Annotated in this window: 22 protein-coding genes; 13 read left to right on the forward strand and 9 right to left on the reverse strand. The window is 59.9% G+C overall.

The window, feature by feature from the left end; all coding sequences use genetic code 11:
* Together GVK95_RS13110 and GVK95_RS13115 are read left to right on the forward strand one after the other, a co-directional pair.
* The coding region (locus GVK95_RS13110) for an ATP-binding protein (protein WP_159950314.1) at positions 1–1,020 on the forward strand (1,020 nt) is incomplete at its 5' end.
* Between the two features lie 18 nt (positions 1,021–1,038).
* Positions 1,039–1,647 (forward strand): DUF1349 domain-containing protein, encoded by a 609-nt coding sequence (locus GVK95_RS13115; protein WP_159950316.1) that lies wholly within the window; start codon positions 1,039–1,041, stop codon positions 1,645–1,647.
* 27 nt (positions 1,648–1,674) lie between these two features.
* Here the strand turns inward: GVK95_RS13115 and GVK95_RS13120 are convergent, their stop codons facing one another.
* The 4 genes from GVK95_RS13120 to GVK95_RS13135 all read right to left on the reverse strand — a co-directional run bounded on the left by GVK95_RS13120 (position 1,675) and on the right by GVK95_RS13135 (position 4,048).
* On the reverse strand, positions 1,675–2,028 hold the full coding sequence (locus tag GVK95_RS13120; RefSeq protein WP_200844282.1) for a tRNA-binding protein: 354 nt from the start codon (positions 2,026–2,028) through the stop codon (positions 1,675–1,677).
* Complete coding sequence (gene proC, locus GVK95_RS13125) at positions 2,025–2,843, reverse strand: pyrroline-5-carboxylate reductase (protein WP_159950319.1); 819 nt, start codon at positions 2,841–2,843, stop codon at positions 2,025–2,027. The genes GVK95_RS13120 and proC overlap by 4 nt, the downstream gene beginning before the upstream one ends.
* A gap of 2 nt (positions 2,844–2,845) precedes the next feature.
* Positions 2,846–3,346: a YbjN domain-containing protein gene (locus tag GVK95_RS13130; protein ID WP_007608410.1), complete on the reverse strand. Its 501-nt coding sequence runs from the start codon at positions 3,344–3,346 to the stop codon at positions 2,846–2,848.
* Positions 3,347–3,775: 429 nt separating this feature from the next.
* Positions 3,776–4,048 carry an accessory factor UbiK family protein gene (locus tag GVK95_RS13135; RefSeq protein ID WP_159950322.1) on the reverse strand — a complete coding sequence of 91 codons (273 nt, stop codon included), beginning with the start codon at positions 4,046–4,048 and terminating at the stop codon, positions 3,776–3,778.
* Between the two features lie 191 nt (positions 4,049–4,239).
* On the opposite strand from GVK95_RS13135, the gene lgt reads away from it, so the two are divergent.
* The 7 genes from lgt (at position 4,240) to GVK95_RS13170 (ending at position 11,326) form a co-directional block, all read left to right on the forward strand.
* On the forward strand, positions 4,240–5,097 hold the full coding sequence (gene lgt / locus GVK95_RS13140; protein WP_200844283.1) for a prolipoprotein diacylglyceryl transferase: 858 nt from the start codon (positions 4,240–4,242) through the stop codon (positions 5,095–5,097).
* A gap of 13 nt (positions 5,098–5,110) precedes the next feature.
* Positions 5,111–6,211 carry a class I SAM-dependent methyltransferase gene (locus GVK95_RS13145; RefSeq protein WP_159950326.1) on the forward strand — a complete coding sequence of 367 codons (1,101 nt, stop codon included), beginning with the start codon at positions 5,111–5,113 and terminating at the stop codon, positions 6,209–6,211.
* A gap of 134 nt (positions 6,212–6,345) precedes the next feature.
* Positions 6,346–7,140, forward strand: coding sequence for a peptidoglycan editing factor PgeF (gene pgeF / locus GVK95_RS13150; protein WP_159950329.1), 795 nt, complete (start codon positions 6,346–6,348; stop codon positions 7,138–7,140).
* Between the two features lies 1 nt (position 7,141).
* Positions 7,142–8,293: a Xaa-Pro peptidase family protein gene (locus tag GVK95_RS13155; RefSeq protein WP_159950332.1), complete on the forward strand. Its 1,152-nt coding sequence runs from the start codon at positions 7,142–7,144 to the stop codon at positions 8,291–8,293.
* Between the two features lie 92 nt (positions 8,294–8,385).
* Complete coding sequence (locus GVK95_RS13160) at positions 8,386–9,189, forward strand: hypothetical protein (protein ID WP_159950334.1); 804 nt, start codon at positions 8,386–8,388, stop codon at positions 9,187–9,189.
* 160 nt (positions 9,190–9,349) lie between these two features.
* Positions 9,350–10,282: a ribose-phosphate pyrophosphokinase gene (locus GVK95_RS13165; protein WP_007608394.1), complete on the forward strand. Its 933-nt coding sequence runs from the start codon at positions 9,350–9,352 to the stop codon at positions 10,280–10,282.
* 189 nt (positions 10,283–10,471) lie between these two features.
* Positions 10,472–11,326: a hypothetical protein gene (locus tag GVK95_RS13170; RefSeq protein WP_159950336.1), complete on the forward strand. Its 855-nt coding sequence runs from the start codon at positions 10,472–10,474 to the stop codon at positions 11,324–11,326.
* A gap of 33 nt (positions 11,327–11,359) precedes the next feature.
* Here the strand turns inward: GVK95_RS13170 and GVK95_RS13175 are convergent, their stop codons facing one another.
* The 4 genes from GVK95_RS13175 to GVK95_RS13190 form a co-directional block, all read right to left on the reverse strand.
* A complete protein-coding gene (locus GVK95_RS13175) occupies positions 11,360–11,740 on the reverse strand; it encodes a DUF779 domain-containing protein (RefSeq protein ID WP_159950339.1) in 381 nt (126 codons plus the stop codon).
* Between the two features lie 156 nt (positions 11,741–11,896).
* Complete coding sequence (gene adh, locus GVK95_RS13180) at positions 11,897–13,405, reverse strand: aldehyde dehydrogenase (protein WP_159950982.1); 1,509 nt, start codon at positions 13,403–13,405, stop codon at positions 11,897–11,899.
* A 142-nt stretch (positions 13,406–13,547) separates the two neighbouring features.
* Positions 13,548–14,504: a helix-turn-helix domain-containing protein gene (locus GVK95_RS13185; RefSeq protein ID WP_159950342.1), complete on the reverse strand. Its 957-nt coding sequence runs from the start codon at positions 14,502–14,504 to the stop codon at positions 13,548–13,550.
* 146 nt (positions 14,505–14,650) lie between these two features.
* Entirely contained in the window at positions 14,651–16,735 is a 2,085-nt protein-coding gene (locus GVK95_RS13190) for a bifunctional diguanylate cyclase/phosphodiesterase (protein ID WP_159950344.1), read from the reverse strand.
* 320 nt (positions 16,736–17,055) lie between these two features.
* Here GVK95_RS13190 and GVK95_RS13195 point away from each other — a divergent pair, with 320 nt between their 5' ends.
* From GVK95_RS13195 to pth, 4 genes are all read left to right on the forward strand, one after another.
* Entirely contained in the window at positions 17,056–17,649 is a 594-nt protein-coding gene (locus GVK95_RS13195; protein ID WP_159950346.1) for a 50S ribosomal protein L25/general stress protein Ctc, read from the forward strand.
* Positions 17,650–17,868: 219 nt separating this feature from the next.
* Positions 17,869–20,244, forward strand: coding sequence for an EAL domain-containing protein (locus GVK95_RS13200; protein ID WP_159950349.1), 2,376 nt, complete (start codon positions 17,869–17,871; stop codon positions 20,242–20,244).
* Positions 20,245–20,271: 27 nt separating this feature from the next.
* A complete protein-coding gene (locus GVK95_RS13205) occupies positions 20,272–21,048 on the forward strand; it encodes a transporter substrate-binding domain-containing protein (RefSeq protein ID WP_159950351.1) in 777 nt (258 codons plus the stop codon).
* An 82-nt stretch (positions 21,049–21,130) separates the two neighbouring features.
* Positions 21,131–21,856, forward strand: a complete 726-nt coding sequence (pth, locus tag GVK95_RS13210) for an aminoacyl-tRNA hydrolase (RefSeq protein ID WP_159950353.1) — start codon at positions 21,131–21,133, stop codon at positions 21,854–21,856.
* A 12-nt stretch (positions 21,857–21,868) separates the two neighbouring features.
* On the opposite strand, the gene aqpZ is transcribed toward pth, so the two are convergent.
* Positions 21,869–22,558, reverse strand: coding sequence for an aquaporin Z (gene aqpZ / locus GVK95_RS13215; protein ID WP_159950355.1), 690 nt, complete (start codon positions 22,556–22,558; stop codon positions 21,869–21,871).
* Between the last annotated feature and the right edge of the window lie 247 nt (positions 22,559–22,805).

Consider the following 22,805-nt stretch of genomic DNA (forward strand, 5'->3'; position numbering starts at 1 on the left):
CGCCCGTTCTTTTCCATCCTCGACCAGATCCTGTCCGACCAGATCGAGAGCCAGATCCGGCGACCCTTCTGGATCGACACCGTCGGCGATTCCGGCCTCGTCGAAATCCGGATCGTACTGGATCAGGGCATCCTGCAGATCTTTGCCCGGCGCAACGAGGCCTATGCCTCCAACACCCATATCTTCCTCGTCTGGATGGTCGGCACGTCGCTGGTGCTGATCATCATCTCCATCCTCTTCCTGAGAGGCCAGATCCGACCGATCCTGGCGCTGGCTAATGCCGCCGAGAGTTTTGGCAAGGGGCAGCGACCGCCGGACGATTTCAGTCCCCGCGGCGCCGATGAAGTCCGCCGCGCCGGTCTCGCATTTATCCTGATGCGCGAACGCATCGAGCGGCAGATGGAACAGCGTACCGCCATGCTGTCAGGCGTCAGCCACGATCTGCGAACGATCCTGACCCGATTCAAGCTGCAACTGGCGCTCGCCGGCGACGATCCGGAACTCGACAACCTCAATCAGGATGTCGACGACATGCAGACCATGCTGGAAGGGTATCTCGATTTTGCCAAGGGCGAGGCGGAGGAAGACGTCGGCCAGATCAGGCTCGGCGAGCTGTTCGAGAAACTCGCCACGGATTTCGCCCTCCACAAGAAGACACTGACATATACGATCGAAGGCGATGAAGCGATTGCCGTCAGGCCGAACGCCTTCACACGGCTTGTCTCCAACCTTGCCTCGAATGCACGACGCTATGCGACAAAGCTGAATATCGAGGCACGCCACACCGCCAAATGGCTCGTGGTGATCTTCGACGACGACGGTCCAGGCATTCCGCAGGCTGCACGCGACGATGTGTTCAAGCCGTTCTTCCGGCTCGATGAAGCGCGCAATCTCGACGCCTCCGGCACAGGTCTCGGGTTAGCGATCGCCCGCGATATCGCCCGCAGCCATGGCGGCAATGTCACGCTGGAGGACAGTCCCCTCGGTGGCCTTCGGGCCGTGATCCGCATTCCCGTGTGATCCGAAAAGGAAACCGACATGACCTCGTCCCCAAGTTCGCCATCGAGCGCGCCATGGAACGCCATGACATGGCTCAATCCTCCAGCCGTTGCTCATCTCGAAGGGAAGGATCTGCTGATCGAGACCGGCCGTGAAGGCGATTTCTGGCAGACGACCTATTACGGCTTCCGGCATGACAATGGCCACGTCCTGCATCAATCCAGGCACGGTGACTTCACTGCGGAGGCCCGCTTCACCGGCGCCTATGAGGAACTCTATGATCAGGCTGGCCTGATGATCCGCCACGACGCGGACAACTGGATGAAATGCGGCATCGAATTCACCGATGGCCTGTGCCATTTCAGCACCGTCGTGACGACGCGTGGACGCTCCGACTGGTCAGCCTTCGCACTGCCCCCGTCGACGACGACCATCGGCGCCCGAGCCACCCGTCTGGGTGACGCGCTCTTTGTCCAGTATCGGTTGCATGAAGACAGTGGCTGGCAGATGGCGAGGCTTGCCTACTTCCCGCCCGAGATTGACGAACTGTCCGTCGGCATAACAGCATGCTCACCCAAGCGTGGAGGCTTCAAAGTCCGCTTTCACGGCTTCTCGCTCACCGATCCCGTCAGTCGGGACATCCACTGAAAGGAAAAGGCCCTCACGGGCCTTTGTTCACATCAGTTTGCGGCCATTCGCAACCCGTTGCTCGACGGCCGCCAGAACGATCGCACCTGCATCGTCCTCAAAGCCAAGCATCAGCACCTCGGACCGGAATGGTCCGATCTGGCGCGGTGGGAAATTGACCACACCCAGCACCAGACGACCGAGCAGGCTTTCCGGCGTATAATGCACGGTGATCTGCGCCGATGATTTCTTGATCCCGATCTCCGGCCCGAAATCGATCTTCAGCTTGAAGGCCGGCTTGCGCGCTTCGGGGAAGCCTTCGACATCGATGATCGTGCCGACACGGATATCGACCTTCTCGAAATCGGCAAAGGTAATCTCGCTCACGCTGTTTTCACTCACTGGGCCAGTTCCTCGGCCCGCTTGCGCGCAGCCTCGATCGCCTGGTCGAACAATGGCTGCATGCCCTCGTCCGCCATCAGGACGGACAAGGCGGCGGCTGTCGTGCCGCCCGGCGACGTCACGTTCTGACGCAGTTTGGAAGCGGGGTCGGGAGACTGATGAAGAAGTTCACCAGCCCCCGCGACCGTTTCCCGCGCGAGACGCATGGCAAGGTCCGCCGGCAGTCCGGCTTTACGGCCTGCCTCTGCCATGCACTCGACGAGATAAAACACATAGGCCGGCCCACTGCCCGAAAGCGCAGTCACGGCATTGATCGCATCTTCGCTATCGACCCATTCGACCGGGCCAGAAACCTTCAGCAAACGGTGCACAATATCCCGCTGCTCTTCGCTGACAGCCGCATTGGCATAGGCGCCCGTCACACCGCGACCGATCATCGCCGGCGTATTCGGCATTGCCCGCACCATGGCGGAAGCACCCAGATGATTTTCCATCGAGGAGATCGTCTTGCCGGCAGCAACGGAGACCACGGTGGTCTTTTCGCCCATCAGCGAGGTCAGGTTCGGCAGCACCGCATCCATCACTTGCGGCTTGACCGCGAGGAACAGGATATCGGCGACCATGCCGACTGGCGCCGTCACCGAATGCGAAGCACCGGCATCGCCGATGATCTTCTGCATCGCCTCTGACGGCGACGGATCGATGACCGTCACCGCCGAGCCGGGAACGCCATTCTTAAGCCAGCCGGACAGCATGGCGCCGCCCATATTGCCGGCGCCGACGAGCACGATCTGCCCGAACGCTGACTGGCTCATGTTCAGGCCTCTCCGACGGTCTCGAACAGGACAGCGTCCATGGCAGTCTTGGCATCGACGCCCGACCAGACGACGAACTGGAAGGCCTGGTAATAGGCTTCGCAGGCTTCGACGGCCGACGACAGAAGCACTTCAACCTGACGGTTGGTCGGCTCCGCGCCACCGGCGAGCAGCAGCGACTGGCGGAAAATGACCACGTCCTCATTACGCCACAGGTCGAAATGCCCCATGAGCACCTGTCCGTTGATATAGGAGAGAAGCTTGATCACCTCGTTGAGGCGATTTTCCGGGATTTTCAGGTCGAAGGCCGATGCCAGATGCAGCGCCTCGAACTCTTCCATCCAGGAGAACGACACATGGTAATCGGTCCAGCGCCCTTCGACCGTCATTGCGATCTCGTCTTCGCCGGAACGCTCGAACGACCAATCATTGGTCGCCGCGACAAACTCGATCATGTCGACCGGGTTGGACTGGCGTTCGACTTCCATTTCCATGAGGCTCATGCATCACCTTCTTGACCGGAATGAATGTATGCTTTCGGCGACATGCCGAACAACTCAAACACCAGAACCGGAAACTACACTGGAACGATTCCGAAGGACCCCAGGATAAAACACGCACCCTGTCCGAAACTTACGTAGGCCCGTTTCGAATCATCATTTAAAATCAGTGTATAATCGCTAGAACGCAGCACCAGCCCTCAATGCCACAATTGACGATCAGGCCTGTGGATGAACCTTCGGGAATCGCCTGCGCAACGGGGCATAAGCGACTCTGGCCATTGGCTTTTTGCCACCTGTCCACAAGCAGTAAAATAACCGGGGATTGGCCTTGGCCGACCCGTGGTCAAGAGCCTGAAAAGACAAAAGGCCCACAACCAACAGGTTACGGGCCTTCCCAGAATTCAAGTGATTGAACGTTTTGCCGGAAACTTAGCTTGCCGGCTTGCTCGCCTTGTCCGCGATCTGCGCTTCGAGCGCCTCGATCCGCTTCTGCAGCAGATCGTTTTCCTCGCGCGCTTTCAACGCCATCTCGCGTACGACGTCGAATTCCTCGCGCTTGACCAGATCCATGCTGTTCATCCAGCGCTCGGCCTGGGCATGAAACGCAGTTTCGACTTCCCGGCGTACACCTTGCGCAGCACCGGCAGCGTCCGTCATCAGTTTGGCAAAATCGTCCATGATACGGTTCGGCCCGGTCGACATGGCATGGCTCCTCTTCAATCAAGATCCGTTCGGGATCACCCCGTTGAAGATGAGGTAGGCATTCGGCCGGGAGCTTGCAAGAAGTTTCGAACTGATAAAGGTGGTTGACGGTATCGCAAGCGGACGCGATTCCATCTTGACCGGCTCATTTAGCAACGCCATTTTCGCCCTGCATAAACGAAAGAACGCCATTGTTGTCAGTCCTGGAACTTTTCGCCGTCGTGACCTTCCCCGCGATCGATCCGATCGCCTTCTCGGTCGGCCCTTTGGCGGTCCACTGGTATGGACTGGCCTATGTCGTCGGCATTCTTCTCGGCTGGCTCGTCGCCCGCGATCTTTTGCGCCGGCCGCAGCTCTGGCCGAACGGCCAGCCGCCGGTCACGATCCAGCAGGTTGACGACTTCATCCTCTGGGCCGCCATCGGTATCGTTGCCGGCGGACGGCTCGGCTACATCCTGTTTTACGATTTCGCTTCCGTTGCCGCCAATCCGATGCGTGCGATCGAAGTCTGGAATGGCGGAATGTCCTTCCATGGCGGCTTCCTGGGTGCCACGCTCGCCATGGTCCTCTTCGCCCGCAAGCACGCAATCCCGCTCTGGAGCCTGTTCGATCTGGTCGCCAGCGTCGCCCCGCTCGGCCTGTTTTTCGGTCGGATCGCAAATTTCATCAATGGCGAACTCTGGGGTCGGCCAGCCGATATCGCCTGGGCCATGGCATTTCCGACAGGCGGCCCTTTCCCGCGTCACCCAAGCCAGTTGTATGAAGCAGCCCTTGAAGGGCTTCTGCTGTTCGTTGTGCTGCAGGTTCTGGCACGCGTCTTCAAGTCCTTGCGGAATCCTGGCCGCATTACCGGCGTCTTTGTCGTTCTCTATGCAGCGGCCCGGATCTTCGTCGAGTTCTTCCGTGAGCCCGACGTGCAGATCGGCTACCTGTTCGGCGGCTGGCTGACCATGGGCATGGTCCTGTCCCTGCCGATGGTTGCCATCGGCATCTGGGTCATCGTGTGGTCTGGTCGCGCCGATCGCGCCATTCGGATGGATCGAGGCTGAGGAGGTCATGCGAATGCCCACGCCGCTCGCCGAAAAGATCAAGGCCCTGATCCTGGCCAATGGCCCGATCAGCATCACCGACTATTTCGCCCTCTGCCTTGCCGATCCCGAGCATGGCTACTATCGCACCCGCCATCCTTTCGGCCGCGCCGGGGACTTCGTCACGGCACCGGAAATCAGCCAGCTCTTCGGCGAGATGCTCGGCATCTTCATGATCAGCACTTGGCAGCACCACGGCGAGCCTCAGGATGTTCGGCTGGTCGAAGTCGGCCCTGGCCGCGGCACGATGATGGCCGACATGCTGCGCGTCATCGCCCGCGTCGCACCCGGCCTTTATGAAACCGCAACCGTGCATCTGATTGAAACCAGCGCGTTGCTCAAGCTGACGCAGATGGAAACCCTCTCCTCACACGGCGACAAGGTGTCCTGGCACGAAAGCTTCGAGGGCGTGCCCGCAGGTTTCACGTTGCTTGCCGCCAACGAACTGTTCGACGCGATCCCGATCCGGCAGTTCGTCAAGACACAAACCGGTTTTCGCGAGCGAATGGTTGGCCTCGACGAACATGACGACCTCTGCTTCACGACCGGAGTGGCGACACTCGACGCTGCACTGCTGCCCCAACAAATGACGGTCCCCGAGGGCGGGGCAATCTATGAAGTGGCCCCGGCACGCCAATCCGTGATGCTCACCATCTGCGAACGCCTCCGGCAGTATCATGGAACGGCGCTGGTCATCGACTATGGCCACATGGTCAGCAATTTCGGTGACACACTGCAGGCCGTGCGTGCTCATGAATACGATCCGCCGCTCGCCCATCCCGGTCTCGCCGACCTGACCAGCCACGTCGATTTCGAAAATCTCGCCCGGACCTCCCTGTCCGCTGGGGTCCATCTGAACGGCTGCATGCACCAGGGCGACTTTCTGGTCGCGCTCGGCATCGAGGAGCGCGCCGCCGCTCTTGGACGCGGCAAGGATGAAAAGACCCAGACCGATATCGTCGATGCCGTAAGGCGCCTGGCAGGCTCCGGCAACGGCTATATGGGTGAACTGTTCAAGGTCATGGCGGTGTCCAGTCCCGCCGTGCATGTTGCCCCGTTCAAGGTCAAGCATTGACTTGACCGGCCTCCATTGCCACCATCGCGCCGAAAATAGTGTCCGAAAAACGCCTGAAAGACCAATAAATTCAGCTGTTTTCACGCAATAGCGAATCAGGCGTCGGAAGGCGCATCGATGCCGGAGACAAAAACATGAGCGACACCTCGTCGCCGCAGCCGATCACCGGCGCGCGGCTTCAACAGGCAGCAGCCTCCGGTATCCGCCACGGTTTCTTCACCCGTTCCGGCGGCGTGTCGGATGGCATATATCGCGGACTGAACGTCGGCCTCGGCTCGAATGACGAGCCGCAAAATGTCGAGGAGAACCGCCGCCGCGTCAGTGCCTGGTTCGGCCAACCGCTTGATCGCCTGGCCACGGCCCACCAGGTTCATTCGCCGGACGTCGTTGCTGTCGGTGTCGATTATGACGGCAGTCGTCCGAAAGCAGACGCCCAGGTGACGGCAACGCCCGGCATCGTGCTTGGCGTGCTGACGGCCGATTGCGGCCCGATCCTGTTTGCCGATCCCGAAAACCGCGTCATTGGCGCGGCCCATGCCGGCTGGAAAGGCGCCCTGACAGGCGTGCTCGAAAACACGATCGAGGCGATGATTGCGCTCGGCGCCCGCCGCCAGTCCATCCACGCCACGCTCGGCCCGTCGATCAGCGTTGCCAATTACGAGGTGGGGCCGGAATTCGTCGACCGCTTCGCAAACGAAGATCCTGCCTTCACTGCATTCTTCACACCTTCGACAAAACCGGGCCACGCCATGTTCGACCTGCCGGGCCTGACGTTGATGCGGCTCGCCAAGGCCGGGATCGAGGTCGACGCGCTGGGCCTATGCACCTATGCCGATCCTGACACATTTTATTCCTACCGCCGCACCACGCATGCCGGCGAACCTGACTACGGGCGACAGATTTCCGCAATCGCGATACTGGAGGACTGATATGGCACTGCACTTCACCGAGAGCGAATATGCGACACGCCTGTCCCGCCTGACAGCCCGCATGGCGGAACAGAAGCTCGATGCGGTTCTGCTCTTTGCCCAGGAAAGCATGTACTGGCTGACCGGCTACGACACCTTCGGCTACTGCTTCTTCCAATGCCTCGTGGTCAAGGCCGATGGCAGCATGACCCTGCTCACGCGGTCAGCCGACCTGCGTCAGGCGAAGCACACATCGACAATCCAGAACATCGTCATCTGGGTCGATCGCGTCAACGCCGATCCGACCGCAGACCTGCGTGGACTGCTCAGCGACATGGATCTGCTCGGCACACGCATCGGCATTGAATATGACACGCATGGCATGACCGGGCGCGTTGCCCGGCTGCTTGACAACCAGATGACCAATTTCTGCGAGATCGCCGACATCTCCTATCTCGTCAGCGAATTGCGGCTGATCAAGAGCCCGGCCGAGATTGCCTTCGCGGTCCGTGCTGCAGAACTGGCCGATGATGCACTCGATGCCGCTCTGCCGCTGATCGGCGCCGGTGCGGATGAGGCAGACATATTGGCGGCGATGCAAGGCGCCGTCTTCAGCGGCGGCGGCGATTATCCGGCCAATGAATTCATCATCGGGTCGGGTGCCGATGCGCTTCTGTGCCGCTACAAGTCCGGGCGCCGCAAGTTGTCCGAGACCGACCAGTTGACACTGGAATGGGCGGGGGCCGCCGCGCATTACCACGCCGCAATGATGCGCACGGTGATTGTCGGCGAACCCAGCACGCGGCACCGCGAACTGTATGCTGCCTGCCATGAGACCATCAAGGCGATCGAGGGCGTGCTGCGTCCGGGCAATACGTTCGGCGATGTCTTCGACACCCACGCCCGCATTCTGGACGAGCGCAGCCTGACCCGGCACCGCCTGAATGCCTGCGGCTATTCGCTGGGCGCCCGTTTTTCACCGTCCTGGATGGAGCATCAGATGTTCCACGCCGGCAATGCGCAGCCGATCCTGCCGGACATGACGCTCTTCGTGCACATGATCATCATGGACAGCGAGCGCGAGACCGCGATGACGCTCGGTCATACCTATCTGACCACCGAGGATGCGCCGCGCGCACTCTCCCGCCATCCGCTCGAGCTGATCATCCGCTGAGGCGAGAACCGATCACCATCTGTTCAGAAAATTGACAGGAAATTGCTGCTACAAGCATACACACGGGAGTGACAGGGAAGGATCGGCGATAGATGAGACGTTCCGTACGGCTGGCATCGATACTCGTCCTGCTCCTGCAGCTTGGCGCCTGTAACAGTACCGAAGTCCTGACGCCCCCCGTCGATGTCGGCGATGGCAGCCAGGGCGCCAGCGACATGGGCCAGACATCCGCCGCACCGCTGGGAGCGGTCGCAACCCAGGGCGTACAGAGCGCTCCTCTCGGCCAGCCCGGCTATCAATATCACACCACTCCGCAGAACACGCTGGAAGCGCAGGCGGCAGCGCTGAGCCAGGGAAACAATCCGACCGCATCCGCCCCGCTCGACGGAGCCGGATACGACAGCGACGGGACGAACCAGGCCTTCCCACAACAACCGCAGCCGCAGGCGACCCGGCAGCAGACGCAGCCGGCGCAGGTCGCCCAGCAAACGCAACAAGCCGCTCTCGCACCGGCCGGCGCCTCGACCGCGCGCGGCACGATCCGCTTCCTGCCCATCATCGGTGCTCCGGTTCAGGCCGTGACGCCTCTGTCGCGCCAACTGGGTGCAGAAGCGCGGGCGCATGGCCTGACCATCAAGAGCGCCAATGATCCGGCCAGCGAACATATCCTGAAAGGCTATTTCTCCGCCTTTGCCGACGGCAGCAATGTAACGATCGTCTATGTCTGGGATATTCTGGACGCCAGCGGCGGTCGGCTTCACCGAATTCAGGGGCAGGAAAGCCTGCCATCCGGTGCAAAAGATCCGTGGGCTTCCGTTCCCGCCTCCGTCATGCAGCAGATCGCCACCAAGAGCGTCGCGCAATACGTGGCATGGAAAAACGCGCAGACCGGTTAGAGCCTGGATTTCAACGCGTCAAAGTTGCCTTATTCACCCTATCCGGAGTTAACTCACCCCGAATTGACGAAAAAGCGGGTGAACGCCGCCTAGCCTATTGCATTCAGGGGCAAGGACGGTAAAAAGCGCCCATCTCAAGGCATGTAACAGGCGGGCCACGATGAAGGTTTTCGCAGGTAATTCGAACCGGCAGCTGGCCGAAGCGATCTGCTCCTATATCAATGTTCCACTCGGCAAGGCCAGCGTCCGCCGTTTCGCAGACCAGGAAATCTTCGTCGAAATCCAGGAAAACGTGCGTGGCGAGGACGTTTTCGTCGTGCAATCGACGTCGTTTCCGACGAACGACCACCTGATGGAATTGCTGATCATGATCGACGCCATGCGGCGCTCGTCTGCTCGGCGCATCACGGCGGTGCTTCCGTATTTCGGCTATGCCCGCCAGGATCGCAAGCCGGGACCCCGTACGCCGATTTCGGCCAAGCTCGTCGCAAACCTGATCACCGAGGCTGGCGCTGACCGCGTTCTGACGCTTGATCTGCATGCCGGCCAGATCCAGGGCTTCTTCGATATTCCGACGGACAATCTTTATGCTGTGCCGCTTCTGGCGCGCGACATCAAGGAGCATTACGACCAGAACAACGTCATGGTCGTATCGCCAGACGTCGGCGGCGTGGTTCGCGCCCGCTCATTGGCCAAGCGCCTCGACTGTCTGCTTGCCATCGTCGACAAGCGCCGTGATCGTCCGGGCGAATCCGAAGTCATGAACGTCATCGGCGACGTTGCAGGCAAGGACTGCATCCTGATCGACGACATCGTCGACAGCGGCGGCACGCTTTGCAATGCGGCTGAAGCCTTGCTGAAGCATGGCGCCACCAGCGTCACGGCCTATATCACCCACGGCGTGCTTTCCGGCGGCGCAGTGACACGTGTCGCGTCATCGAAACTGCGCGAACTGGTAATCACCGATTCTATCCAGCCAACCACGGCCGTTCAGTCAGCGCACAATATTCGTGTGCTCTCGACCGCCAGCCTGCTCGGCGAAGCCATCAACCGCACAAGCGCGGAAGAGTCGGTTTCCAGCCTCTTCGACTGATATTCGGCAATGCAGTGCAATGTGTCGCATTTGGACGCATTGCACTGGAATATTTAGCTTATTTTTCTAGTTATACAACAAAACGTCATTTCACGACGCAATTACATTAAAATAGACCGGCTATCATGTCCTGTGATTGCCGCCTCAGCTCATGACTTCGAACGACTCTCAATCGGGCCCATCCGTCCCATGTCCCTGACAATCGAATTGCTGCTCCAGAATGCCGATCTGCACGAGGCAATTCGCGATCAGTCCAAAGCCCTGCTCGAAATTAACGCTGTGGCACCCAAGCTTGCGGCGGTGTTTGGCACGCAACAACGCTGGCTTCTCGCGCATCTCGCCATGTCGATCTATTTCAGCGAAGCGGCACGCGGCGCACCCGAACCGGCAATCGTCATGGCGCGCTTCTTCGAGCAGGTCAAAGCGCACAACATATCCAGCGTCAATACCGCCGATGCCTTCATCAAGGAAATGCTGGTCTATGGCATCGCGGAACAGATGGCGACCGCCGACAAGCGCAACCGCCCGGTCCGGCCGGCGCCCCAGACGACTGCGGCCGTCAGCCAATGGATGTGGATCCATCTTGCCACGCTCGACCGCCTCGATGGCGGCAACCGCCAGGCGGCCTATGAAGCCGACCCGACGCTGATCCATCGCCTGCACCCGGAATTGACCGCGAATTTTCTCATCTCGCCGGAAATCCGCACGCCGCCACAGACATTCACTCTGTTCACCTGGCTGAACAATGGCGGAATCGTGATGGACTGGTTACTGGCCGGCATCGAACCGGCGGACCCGTCCGTCGAGCGCGTCGCCACGCAGGTCAGGTCCGTGCCGCAGATGGCCGAAACATTCCGCCTGTCGCGCACGCATCTCACGCGCAAGCTGCGTGAAGCCGAAGCGATCGGCAGCATAGGCTGGGAGGGCACCCGCGGACGTTCGGTCATGTGGGTCTCGAAGGAATTCCGCCGGGAATACGCAGAATCGCAATCCGCCAAGCTGGCGATTATCGACGCAGCTTGTGAAACCTTCGGCATTCGCTGAAGGGGCGATCGGTTGCCGCCCTTGCAAACTCGGTCACCGCACCGGCAGCGGACAGGCCTCCCCACCGGAAAACAGCCGTGACCGCGTCAGGAACCGGCGCTCACGGCCATTGTCGAGGGAGAACATGCCCCCTCGCCCCGGCACGACATCGATGATCAGTTGCGTGTGCGCCCAGACCTCGTACTGGCTGCCGCTGATATAGAACGGCACCCCGCCAATCTCACCCAGCTTCACGTCGGTCTCGCCGACCCGGTAGTCGCTTGCCGGATAACACATCGGTGAGGACCCGTCGCAACATCCGCCAGACTGGTGAAATAGGACGTCGGGGTGGTCCCGCTGTATTTCGGCGAGGAATGCGAGTGCCGCCTCTGTGGCGATGACGCGGGGTTCGCCTGGATTGGGATTGTCGGTCATGCGGTTCCTTCCAAGCGAGTTGCAACGGGGGCACACCCTCCCCTTGAAGGGGAGGGTCGGCACGCAGTGCCGGGGTGGGGTAACCCCTTGTGGCAGCAGTCACCCCCACCCGCAGCTTTGCTGCGACCTCCCCCGTCTAAGGGGGAGGTGGAAACCTCAGAAGAAGCCCAGCGCCTTCGGGCTGTAGGACACCAGCATGTTCTTGGTCTGCTGGTAGTGGTCGAGCATCATCTTGTGCGTCTCACGCCCGATGCCGGACTGCTTGTAGCCACCGAAGGCGGCATGGGCCGGATAGGCGTGGTAGCAATTGGTCCAGACGCGACCGGCCTGGATGTTACGGCCGAAATTGTAGCAGCGATTGGCATCGCGGCTCCACACGCCCGAGCCCAAGCCGTAGAGCGTGTCATTGGCGATTTCCAGCGCTTCGGCATCGTCCTTGAAGGTCGTGACCGACACCACCGGACCGAAGATCTCCTCCTGGAAGACCCGCATCTTGTTGTGGCCCTTGAACACCGTCGGCTTGACGTAGTAGCCACCGGCCAGTTCGCCGGAGAGGTTGTTGCGCTCGCCGCCGATCAGCACTTCGGCACCCTCCTGCCGGCCGATATCCATATAGGACAGGATCTTTTCCAGCTGTTCGGAGGAGGCCTGCGCTCCGATCATTGTCGACATGTCGAGCGGATCGCCCTGGCGGATGGCGGCCACGCGCTTCAGTGCCTTTTCCATGAAGCGGTCATAGATCTTCTCATGCACCAGCGCGCGGCTCGGGCATGTGCAGACCTCACCCTGGTTGAGCGCGAACATGGCAAAACCTTCGAGCGCCTTGTCGAGATAGTCGTCATCCTCGCGCATGACGTCTTCGAAGAAGATATTCGGCGACTTGCCGCCGAGTTCCAGCGTCACCGGGATCAGGTTCTGGCTGGCATATTGCATGATCAGGCGGCCGGTCGATGTCTCGCCGGTAAAGGCAATCTTGGCGATCCGCGGACTGGTGGCGAGCGGCTTGCCGGCTTCCAGACCAAAGCCGTTGACGATGTTGAGCACACCCGGCGGCAGCAGATCGCCGACCAGTTCGATCCAGACCAGGATGGAGGCCGGCGTCTGTTCGGCCGGCTTCAGCACGACACAGTTTCCGGCAGCCAGCGCCGGTGCCATCTTCCAAGCCGCCATCAGGATCGGGAAGTTCCACGGAATGATCTGGCCGACAACACCGAGCGGTTCATGGAAGTGATAGGCGATCGTGTCGTGATCGACTTCGCCGATCGTGCCTTCCTGAGCCCGGATGCACGACGCGAAATAGCGGAAATGGTCGATGGCGAGCGGAATGTCGGCCGCCATGGTTTCGCGCAGCGGCTTGCCATTGTCCCAGGTCTCGGCCCGGGCCAAAAGCTCGAGATTGTCCTCCATCCGCTGGGCGATCTTCATCAGGATGTTGGAACGCTCCGTCGACGAGGTGCGGCCCCACTTGTCTTTCGCAGCATGAGCCGCATCGAGTGCAAGGTTGATGTCGTTTTCGTCGGAACGCGCCACGTCGCACAGCTTAGCGCCGGTGACCGGCGTGGTGTTTTCGAAGTAGCGGCCATTGACCGGCTCGCGGAATTCACCGCCGATGAAGTTGCCGTATTTCAGTTTGAACGGCGACGCGGCGATTTTCTGGACCTGAATGTTCATCTCTCAATCCTCCCTGTGAACTGGCCCCTCCTCGGGCCGGTTGGAAGATGATTGACGCGATTGCCTGCAGGGTGAAGCCCACCTGGACCGTGTCGCACCGCACTCTGTTTCAGGAATGCGACACTGCTGCCAATCTCTATTGCGCCTGGAAGCGCTTCAGCTTCCGGTGCAGTGTGGCCCGGCTGATGCCAAGGATCTGGGCCGCCTGAGAGACATTGCCCTGGGTGCGCGACAACACGCGGCGCAGCGCCGCTCGCTCGGCATCATCGAGATCGCTGCCGCCATCGCCCCGCACCTCGCGAAGCACGTCGGCCGCCGGCATGCCTTGCGAAATGAGCTGATCATCAAGCTTCAGCGCCATCCGCGCTGCTTTGGTTGCACCGAGAATAAGGTCGTCACTATCAACCGCAAGCAGAGCCGAAATCGAATTGGCCTGCGGCACGACGACGATCCGTGCGCCAGGAAATGCCTGCCGGAAGAGATTGGTTTCGACCCGGGCGGCGGCATCCTTCACCGCCTGCGACAGCACGGCCAGTGTCATATCGGTCACGTCATTGCGGCAGGTGGAGACATCAAGCGCTGCCATGACCCGGCCAAGATGATCGCGGATTGGCGCTGTCGCGCAGGAAAGTCCGATATTGGCGCTCATGAAATGCTGGTCGCGGTGGATAACCACCGAGCGCTCGTCCACCAGCGCAGTGCCGATGCCGTTGGTCCCGACGCTTGCCTCGCTCCAGACATTCTGTTGCCAGAGGCCGAGCGAGCGGAATTCGGTGTCATCGCCCGGCGCACCACGTCGATCGACCACGATCCCGTCGGCATCGGCCAGGATGATGCAACAACCGGAGCGTCCGATCATCTGGTAGAGCCTGTCAACCTCGTCGGTCGAGCTGCCGATCAATCGCTCCATGCGCTGATGCGCCTCCCGGAAGGCAATATCGTCCACCTGAGCAGGCTTGCGCGCCTCTTCCGGCGCAAGGCGATAAAGATTGAGGCAACGGCTCCACGATGCGGCAACCGGCGACGTTACCGCTGCCGAGGCTTTCTGCATGGTCGAATAGACGAGTGCCGAATGGCTGGTATCCTGTCGCATCGGCTCCTCCCAAAGCATGATGCAGTTATGGCTCTGCATTCAGCATGTTTCAATGAGACGAAAGACATACAAGCTTCCGGTCATGTGCAACCGGCAAACTGGCGCAGATATGCGACATATTCACAGTGACGCTGTGCGCCAGGTTGTCAGGCAGCAAGCTCGGGCTCGCCCGGCGCGGCAGGCAGGCCGGCGTCTGCTTCAATCTCCCGCACCAGATTAAGCACATCGCTCAGTTCAGACAGCGGCACCGGCCGGCCATAGAAATAGCCCTGCACCTGCTCGCAGCCTTCATCCTTTAGGAACTGCACATGCGCCTCGCTTTCCACACCTTCAGCCAGAACAGGAATGTCGAGACTGGAGGCCAGGATCAATGTCGATCGCACGATCGCGGCAGATTGCCGGCTGCTGGCCACGCCATCGATGAAGCCGCGATCGATCTTGATCTTGTCGAACGGAAACAGTTGCAGCGTCGACAGCGAAGAATACCCGGTCCCGTAGTCGTCCATCGCAATCTTCACGCCGATCGCCTTCAATTGCCGGATGATCTGCAGCGCATGCTGCTGGTCGGCGATGATCCCGGATTCGGTGATTTCCAGCTCCAGCCTTTCGGCCGGCAAGCCGCTTTCTTGGAGAATTTCGCGCACCCGCTCTGCCAGCCTGATATCGGCAAGTTGCTTCGGCGCGACATTGACGGCGATCCTCAGCGGATTGCTCCACTTCACCGCCGCCAGACAGGCCTGGCGCAGCACCCAGTCGCCAAGTTCGAGGATGAAGCCGCTGCGCTCCGCAATCGGAATGAACTCGGTCGGCGACACGAGGCCGCGCACCGGATGGTTCCAGCGCAGTAGCACTTCCAGACCGATGACTTCGCCGGTCGCGGTGTTGTTCTGACGCTGATAGTAAAGTTCGAACTCGCCCCGCAGGAAGCCGCTGCGCATGTCCATCGCCAGCGCATTGCGCTCGCGCGCCGCCAGATCCATCGAGCGGTCGTAGAAGCAGGCATTGTTCGATCCGATCGCCTTTGCCCGGTACATGGCAATATCGGATTGCGCCATCAGGTCGTCGATATTCTCGGCCCCATCGGGATACGTGGTGATGCCGATGCTGGTTCCGATCGAGAGGGTCTCGCCCGCCCACTCGACCGGAGCACCCAGATCCTGGATGACCTTTTCGGCGAACTGCTGCGCATCCGCTCTGGTATAGAGCCGCGACGACACAGCAACAAACTCGTCCCCGCCGATGCGGGCGACAAACTCCCCGTCCCGTAACCGGGCGCTCAAGCGTTCGCCAATCGCCCTGAGAACCTGATCCCCGGTCGCATGACCATGCACATCATTGATTTCCTTGAAGCGGTCGAGATCGAAAGAGAACACATAGATGCGCTCGCTGCGCGTCGACGGCATATCGATCATATGAGTGAGACGCTCGATAAAGGCAGCGCGGTTCGGCAAGCCGGTGAGCGCGTCGTGCAGCGACAGTTGACGATATCGCTCGACAGCCGATTTCGATGATTGTTTGTCAATGGCATAGGACGTTGCGCCAATCGTCATGATCATCAGGGTGACCACGACGATGACGACCGTCAGAATGCTTTCCGGCAAAACGTCATACGGCAATTGCGCCTGCATGTTCGGCACAACAGTTACCGCTGTCATGCCGAGGAAATGTGTGGAGGCAATAGCAAGAAGCAAGGCCATTCCGCCGCCCAGGCGACAAAAGCGCGTCAGCGGCCGCGACGCACGGTTTGTTGCGATCGCTCCGAACAACGCTCCGCAGACGAGGGACAATACCACATAGCTGCGGTCCCACTCGAGGTGGCCCTGCACCTGATAGCCGCTCATACCGACATAATGCATGACCGCGATGCCGAGACCGACAAGGCCGCCGCCTGCCTCGATGGCCAGGCTGCGCTGCGCGATGCCCGCAATGGTAAATCCGATGCCCGTGATGCTCACGGCCAGGATGAGCGACGCAAGCGTCCGCTGCGGCTCATATCCGGTCACGACACCAGCTTCGTAACCCATCATCGCAACGAAATGCGTGGTCCATATCGAACAACCGCCAATCACGCTGGTCAGCGAGATCCAACTTGCCCGAGCAATGCCGCGCGTACCGCGGATCCGCCCGAACAGCCGCATGGTGAGAAAGGCACCACAGATGCATATTCCAACCGCGGCAGCCAATGAGACGGGATCATGATCGACGACAATGCAATTCACGAATTTCAGCATCAAAATGGACCGTATGTAAAATCTAGCGTGTCACTGAAATAGCATTCGTCAATTTCCAAATGCTTGGCAAAGATGGTTAGCGAGATCGCTACCACCGGCCGACAATGCAGTAAATCGCACGACCACTCTCAAAACCCCTGGCCAGCCAGCGGTTTTGTTACGACGAAACTTGCTATTCGGGGGGGACTGGTTTATAGCGCCCCCGTCCGCGTAGACACCCTTGGAGGCAACGCGGATGAGGCTGTCAAACGCCTCTAGTCCTGGAACACCGCTGAAAAGCAGCCACCAGGGCTCTCCAGACAACTTGAAAGGTTAAAGCCATGAGCCATGCTTCTTACGAGCTCAAGGCCGTAGCACGCGAACGGGTAGGTAAGGGGTCCTCCCGCGAACTTCGCCGCAACGGTAACATCCCGGCTGTCATCTATGGTGACAAGCAGGCCCCGATTTCGATCTCGATCAACACCAACGAGATCACCAAGCGCATTCATGCCGGCGGTTTCATGACCACGATCGCCGTTATCGAAATCAACGGCGAAAAGATCAAGGTTCTCCCGAAGGATTACCAGCTCGATCCGGTCCGTGATTTCACCATGCACATCGACTTCCTCCGCGTCTCGGCCAACAGCCAGGTCTCGGTCCAGGTTCCTGTACATTTCGTCAACGAAGACAAGTCTGCCGTCAAGATCGGTGCCGTTCTCAACATCGTGCGTCACGACGTTGAACTGCATTGCCCGGCTGACAACATCCCGGAATTTATCACGGTTGATCTTTCCGGCGCCAAGATCGGCGACAGCATCCACATCTCGGCCGTAAAGCTGCCGGCAGGCGTGACCCCGGTCATCGCTGACCGCGACTTTACCATTGCAACCCTGGTTGCACCGGCCGGTGGCGTCGAAGAAGAAGCCGAAGCCTGATCAAACCGAAATTTCGGTTGGAAAATGAACCCGCCTTGGAAACAAGGTGGGTTTTTTTGTATTTCAGGCCTTTATTGACATAAAACTCATAGAAATCCGGATGGCGGCTTTAACTTGATTTAACGGTTTCATGAAAGCGTGACAGCCGTATTCTCGCCACAAAGGGAGCATCCCGAGAAACATGTCCGATCATCAGCGGCATAAAGGAGCGAAATGCCGATGACACGATCGGTCGAGAGTCGATTCCTGGCGATTGTTGCCATAACGATCTTCATTCTTGTCGTTCCGCTCTTTGCCCTCTTCCTGTCGCTGACCACGGACCGCGCTTCCAGCGAGTTGCAGCAGAATCTGGAAGTGCTGATCGCCGCCAATGGCCAGGCGTTGGCCAAGCCGATGTGGGATTTCGACCGTGAGAGTGTCGAACAGATTACCGCGACGATCATCTCCAACAGCACCGTCAGCCGGGTTCACGTCCGCGATCTGTCCAATGGCATCAATGTCTCGATGCCTGCGCTGCCGAAATGGCCAAAGAACGGCTTGAGTTCGATCACCCGCGAAATCTTCTACCATGCCATCGAGGGACCGAAGCTCGTCGGTACGATAACCATATATTATAGCCGCATCGACATGTTCTCGTCGCTACGTCAGGCAGAGGTATTGTTGATCGGCATCTTCATGCTGGCGGTCCTCGGTGTCGTCGGCGCCGCCGTGATCGGCAACCGCGTCATGGTGATGAGACCATTGCTCAAACTGACTGCCGCCATCGAGGCAACCCGCAGGCTGGGGTCGCGCCATCATGTCGACTGGCAGTCGAATGACGAAATCGGCCGGCTTGCGCGCAGCTTCAACGCCATGCAGATCAAGCTCGAGCAGGAAGAACGCGAACTGAAGCTTGCCCACCAGCGAACCACCGAAATCTACAACCTGACCCCGGCCATGCTGTTTTCGCTCGACGAGCAGGACCGCATCACCGGCGTCAGCGACTACTGGCTGCTGGCCACAGGCTATCAGCGCCATACGATCGTCGGACGGCACTTTTCCGAACTCGTACCCTTGGATGCCTGGGAAAACTATGTGGAGCACAAGCGGACCAAGGCAATTGTCGGTGTCCTTGAAGCCACCACCCGCTTTGTCTGCGCCGATGGCACCGTCATGGATGTCCTGATCTCCGAGGCAAATCGCGCGGCACATGAGGGAGACGAAGGCCTCTCGCTCAGCGTCATGACCGACGTCACGGCGCTCAAGCAATCAGAGGAGCGCAACCACCGCCAGGCGATCACCGATCACCTGACCGGACTGCACAACCGCCAGGGCTTTGAGAACGCGCTCGACGAAGAGATCAAGCTGACCGACGCAACGGAACACGAACTTGCGTGCATCTTTGTCGACCTTGATCGGTTCAAGTGGATCAATGACAATCTCGGCCACCAGGCCGGGGACACAGTGCTGTGCCATTTCGTCGAACGGATGAAGACACATTTGCCGAACGGCGCGACTGCGGCCCGTCTTGGCGGGGATGAGTTTGCCGTCCTGTTGCGCGCGCCGGATGCCGAGAGCGTGGCCATGGAGCTAAGCCGGCAGTTGTGCAACATCTTTGTCGAGCCAATCAAGATCGATGGAGCCACCGCCCGCCTCAGCGCCAGTGTCGGCATCGCCATCTACCCGCGCCATGCGGCCAATGCGGCGGAACTGCTGCAAAAATCCGACATGGCGATGTATAGCAAGAAACGCGACGGCAAGAACGGTGCACAGCTCTACAATCCGCTCATTCAGGACGACACGCGCCAGCGCGCCGAGATCGAACACGATATCGAGCAGGGATTGAACAACGACTGGTTCGAGGCATTCTTCCAGCCCATCGTCCAGATCGATAGCGGCAAGGTGATCGGCTACGAAGCACTGATGCGGCTCGTGCATCCGCAGCGCGGAATCGTTCCACCGACCAAAATCATCCGGATTGCCGAGGAAATCGGCGCCATCGGCAAGGTCGGCGGCAGGATTTTGGAAAAGGCGCTGGAAAACCTGGTGCGCCTCAGCTCGGCCACGAATGACGACAGCGCGTATCTGGCGATCAACTTCTCGCCGCTGCAGTTCGAACCATCGCTGCCGGTCCGGCTGGCAGCCCTGACGACAAGGCACGGCATCGCTCCCAAACGCATCGTCATCGAGATCACGGAAGCGACCCTGCTGCACGACAACCCGCAGATCCGCACCATTCTCGATGACTTCAACCGCTTCGGCTACCGGATCGCGCTTGACGACTTCGGCACGGGCTACTCGTCGCTGAGCTATCTCAACCGCTTCCCCGTCGATATCGTCAAGATCGACCAGTCCTTCATCCGCTCGCTGTCGGAAGTCGAGCCGGAACTGCGCAACAAGAGTCGCATGCTGGTCGAAGGCATCACCGCCATCTCGCACAAGATGGAATGCAGCGTCGTGGCGGAAGGCGTGGAAACCGAGGAACAAAACGCCCTGCTACAGGAATTCGGCGTGGACTACGGCCAGGGATACCTTTTCGCGCGACCGCAACCGGTCGCAGCCTTGATCGACGCCGCCATCAGGAAAAACCGTCTGCGCGAGGGTGCAGCGGGCTAGAAACACCAGGAAGAGAGGCATACCGCAATGAAAGTGCTTGGAATTTTGCTTTCACTTGCGGCGGCCCCGGTTGCCGCCGCCGACACTGTCCACTTTACCACCGAAGACTACCCGCCTTACAATTTCCGCGCCGGCACCGACATCAAGGGCGCGGGCTACGACCAGTTGATCGTCATCATGGAGGAGTTGAAGATCCCCTACTCCGTCGAGATGATGCCATGGGCACGCGCCATCGCGCTCGCCCAGACGGAGCCGATGCATTGCGTTTTCACCACGGCCCACATCCCCGAACGCGACACGCTGTTCAAATGGATTGAGCCTCTGGCGATCGGCCGCAATCTGATGGTGGCCCGCAAGGGGTCCGGCCTCGATGTGAAGAATACCGACGAGGCCAAGTCCTATACGGTCGGCACACAGCGCAATGACTACACCCAGACACTGCTTGAAAATGCCGGATTTGAGAAGATCGATCTCGCCACCGATCTCAAGCTCACCTTGAAGAAGCTGGAAAGCGGCCGCCTCGACCTGATGCCGATCGACGAGCAGCATTATGTGCAACTGGTAAAGGACGGCGAACCTCTGGAAGTCAAGTTTGTCTTCACCGAGCAGAAGTTCTCGATTGCCTGCAATTCGGCTTTCCCGGATGATCTGCTGTCGAGGATGCAGGGTGCCCTCGACACGATAATTGCCGATGGCCGGCAAGCCAAGATCCTCGGCAACTACGGCCTGCTCGATTCGAATGTCAGTGCGCTTGCGACAACGCCCGCCACCAATCAGGCCACCGCTCAAGCCGCCAAGCCTTGACATTCGACGCGTTTCGCGGTGGTGAAAGGCCGCGCCACGATCGGCGCGGTCATTGACCAGAACGGCAGGAACGGACGCAGCCATGATGATCCTTGCTGGGCTCGGAAACCCGGGCTCTCAATATGAGCGCAATCGCCACAATATCGGTTTCATGGCGGTGGATCAGATCCATCGGCGCCATTCCTTCTCGCCCTGGACGAAGAAGTTCAAGGGCCTGATCGCGGAAGGTACTCTGGGCACCGAAAAAGTGCTTTTGATCAAGCCGCAGACCTTCATGAACCTCTCCGGCGAAAGCGTCGGCGAAGCGATGCGCTTCTACAAGCTCGGACCCGAGGACATCATCGCCATCTATGACGAGCTTGACCTGATGCCCGGCAAGGCCCGCATCAAGACCGGCGGCGGCCACGGCGGCCACAACGGCATCAAGTCCATCGATACCCATTGCGGCCTGAACTACCGTCGCCTGCGTCTCGGTATCGGCCATCCCGGCGACAAGTCGCGTGTCCATGGCCATGTCCTCGGCGACTTCGGCAAGTCGGACGCGGAATGGCTCGAACCGCTGCTCGAAGCGCTGGCCGACAATGCCGACATGCTGATCAAGGGCGAGGATTCGCAACTGATGAACAAGCTGGCGCTGGCAACCGGCGGCAAGGCGGACGAGGAAAAGCCGGCCAAGGCACAAAAGCTGCCGAAGACCGGCCAGTCGCACATTCACCAGGCGCGCAACTTCAACCAGCCGAAAAAGCTGCCGGAATCCGGCCCCATGGCAGACATGCTCAAGCGCATGTTCGGCAAGAAGGAAGACTGAGCACAGTCCTGCTCAGTCACGCTCGCTGGACAGACCTTTCCACAGCAAGGCGCCGATCACCGCCCCGGCGATGGGCGCCACCCAGAACAGCCAGAGTTGCTGCAGCGCCCAGCCGCCGACAAAAAGCGCCTGACTGGTCGAGCGCGCCGGATTGACCGAGGTATTGGTCACCGGGATCGAGATCAGATGGATCAGCGTCAACCCGAGCCCGATGGCAATCGGCGCGAAACCCGCCGGTGCCTTGGCGCTGGTTGAGCCGAGGATGATCACCAGGAAGAAAGCCGTCAGCACAACCTCGATCACCAGCGCCGATAGCAGCGAATATCCGCCCGGCGAATGCTCACCGTAGCCGTTTGCCGCAAAGCCGCCGATCTCGGCTCCCGCCTTGCCCGTTGCGACGATGTACAGCACCAGCGCTGCTGCCGCCGCACCCAGCACCTGAGCTGCCACATAGGGCCCGAGATCGCTCTTGCCGAACCTACCGGCAACGGCAAGTCCAACGGAGACTGCCGGATTGAAATGCCCACCGGAAATCCCGCCGACCGCATAGGCCATCGTCAACACGGTAAGCCCAAATGCCAGAGAGACGCCCAGCAGGCCAATACCGACGTCGGGAAATGCCGCCGCCAGAACGGCGCTGCCACAACCGCCAAACACCAACCAGAATGTCCCAAGAAATTCGGCAAGCAGTTTCGAACGCATGAGCCCCCTCCATGCATGAAAGCAAACTGACCAGAGTGCTGCAACGCGCGCCCCTCGCGGCATGCACAACTGTTCGCAGATAACTCACATTAGCAATATTTGAATTTCACGCAACGGCACAGAAAACCGAGTTTTGGCCGCTGGACAAAGAGGCCTGATCAGCTTCGGATCTTTGGCCATTTTGCCGAATGCTCGATGTCACCAAAGGTCCTGATTGGCATTCGAACGACCTCAGATCCGTGCAGCC

The sequence above is a fragment of the Rhizobium sp. 18065 genome (assembly GCF_902706095.1).
Classification (GTDB): Bacteria; Pseudomonadota; Alphaproteobacteria; order Rhizobiales; family Rhizobiaceae; genus Allorhizobium.

Excerpts from the sequence above, each read along its gene's own strand:
- GVK95_RS13115 (WP_159950316.1), top strand. The coding sequence starts at position 1,039 with ATGACCTCGTCCCCAAGTTCGCCATCGAGCGCGCCATGGAACGCCATG.
- proC (WP_159950319.1), bottom strand. The coding sequence starts at position 2,843 with ATGAGCCAGTCAGCGTTCGGGCAGATCGTGCTCGTCGGCGCCGGCAAT.
- GVK95_RS13130 (WP_007608410.1), bottom strand. The coding sequence starts at position 3,346 with ATGAGCCTCATGGAAATGGAAGTCGAACGCCAGTCCAACCCGGTCGAC.
- GVK95_RS13135 (WP_159950322.1), bottom strand. The coding sequence starts at position 4,048 with ATGTCGACCGGGCCGAACCGTATCATGGACGATTTTGCCAAACTGATG.
- GVK95_RS13145 (WP_159950326.1), top strand. The coding sequence starts at position 5,111 with ATGCCCACGCCGCTCGCCGAAAAGATCAAGGCCCTGATCCTGGCCAAT.
- pgeF (WP_159950329.1), top strand. The coding sequence starts at position 6,346 with ATGAGCGACACCTCGTCGCCGCAGCCGATCACCGGCGCGCGGCTTCAA.
- GVK95_RS13155 (WP_159950332.1), top strand. The coding sequence starts at position 7,142 with ATGGCACTGCACTTCACCGAGAGCGAATATGCGACACGCCTGTCCCGC.
- GVK95_RS13160 (WP_159950334.1), top strand. The coding sequence starts at position 8,386 with ATGAGACGTTCCGTACGGCTGGCATCGATACTCGTCCTGCTCCTGCAG.
- GVK95_RS13165 (WP_007608394.1), top strand. The coding sequence starts at position 9,350 with ATGAAGGTTTTCGCAGGTAATTCGAACCGGCAGCTGGCCGAAGCGATC.
- GVK95_RS13170 (WP_159950336.1), top strand. The coding sequence starts at position 10,472 with ATGTCCCTGACAATCGAATTGCTGCTCCAGAATGCCGATCTGCACGAG.
- GVK95_RS13175 (WP_159950339.1), bottom strand. The coding sequence starts at position 11,740 with ATGACCGACAATCCCAATCCAGGCGAACCCCGCGTCATCGCCACAGAG.
- GVK95_RS13185 (WP_159950342.1), bottom strand. The coding sequence starts at position 14,504 with ATGCGACAGGATACCAGCCATTCGGCACTCGTCTATTCGACCATGCAG.
- GVK95_RS13190 (WP_159950344.1), bottom strand. The coding sequence starts at position 16,735 with ATGCTGAAATTCGTGAATTGCATTGTCGTCGATCATGATCCCGTCTCA.
- GVK95_RS13195 (WP_159950346.1), top strand. The coding sequence starts at position 17,056 with ATGAGCCATGCTTCTTACGAGCTCAAGGCCGTAGCACGCGAACGGGTA.
- GVK95_RS13200 (WP_159950349.1), top strand. The coding sequence starts at position 17,869 with ATGACACGATCGGTCGAGAGTCGATTCCTGGCGATTGTTGCCATAACG.
- GVK95_RS13205 (WP_159950351.1), top strand. The coding sequence starts at position 20,272 with ATGAAAGTGCTTGGAATTTTGCTTTCACTTGCGGCGGCCCCGGTTGCC.
- pth (WP_159950353.1), top strand. The coding sequence starts at position 21,131 with ATGATGATCCTTGCTGGGCTCGGAAACCCGGGCTCTCAATATGAGCGC.
- aqpZ (WP_159950355.1), bottom strand. The coding sequence starts at position 22,558 with ATGCGTTCGAAACTGCTTGCCGAATTTCTTGGGACATTCTGGTTGGTG.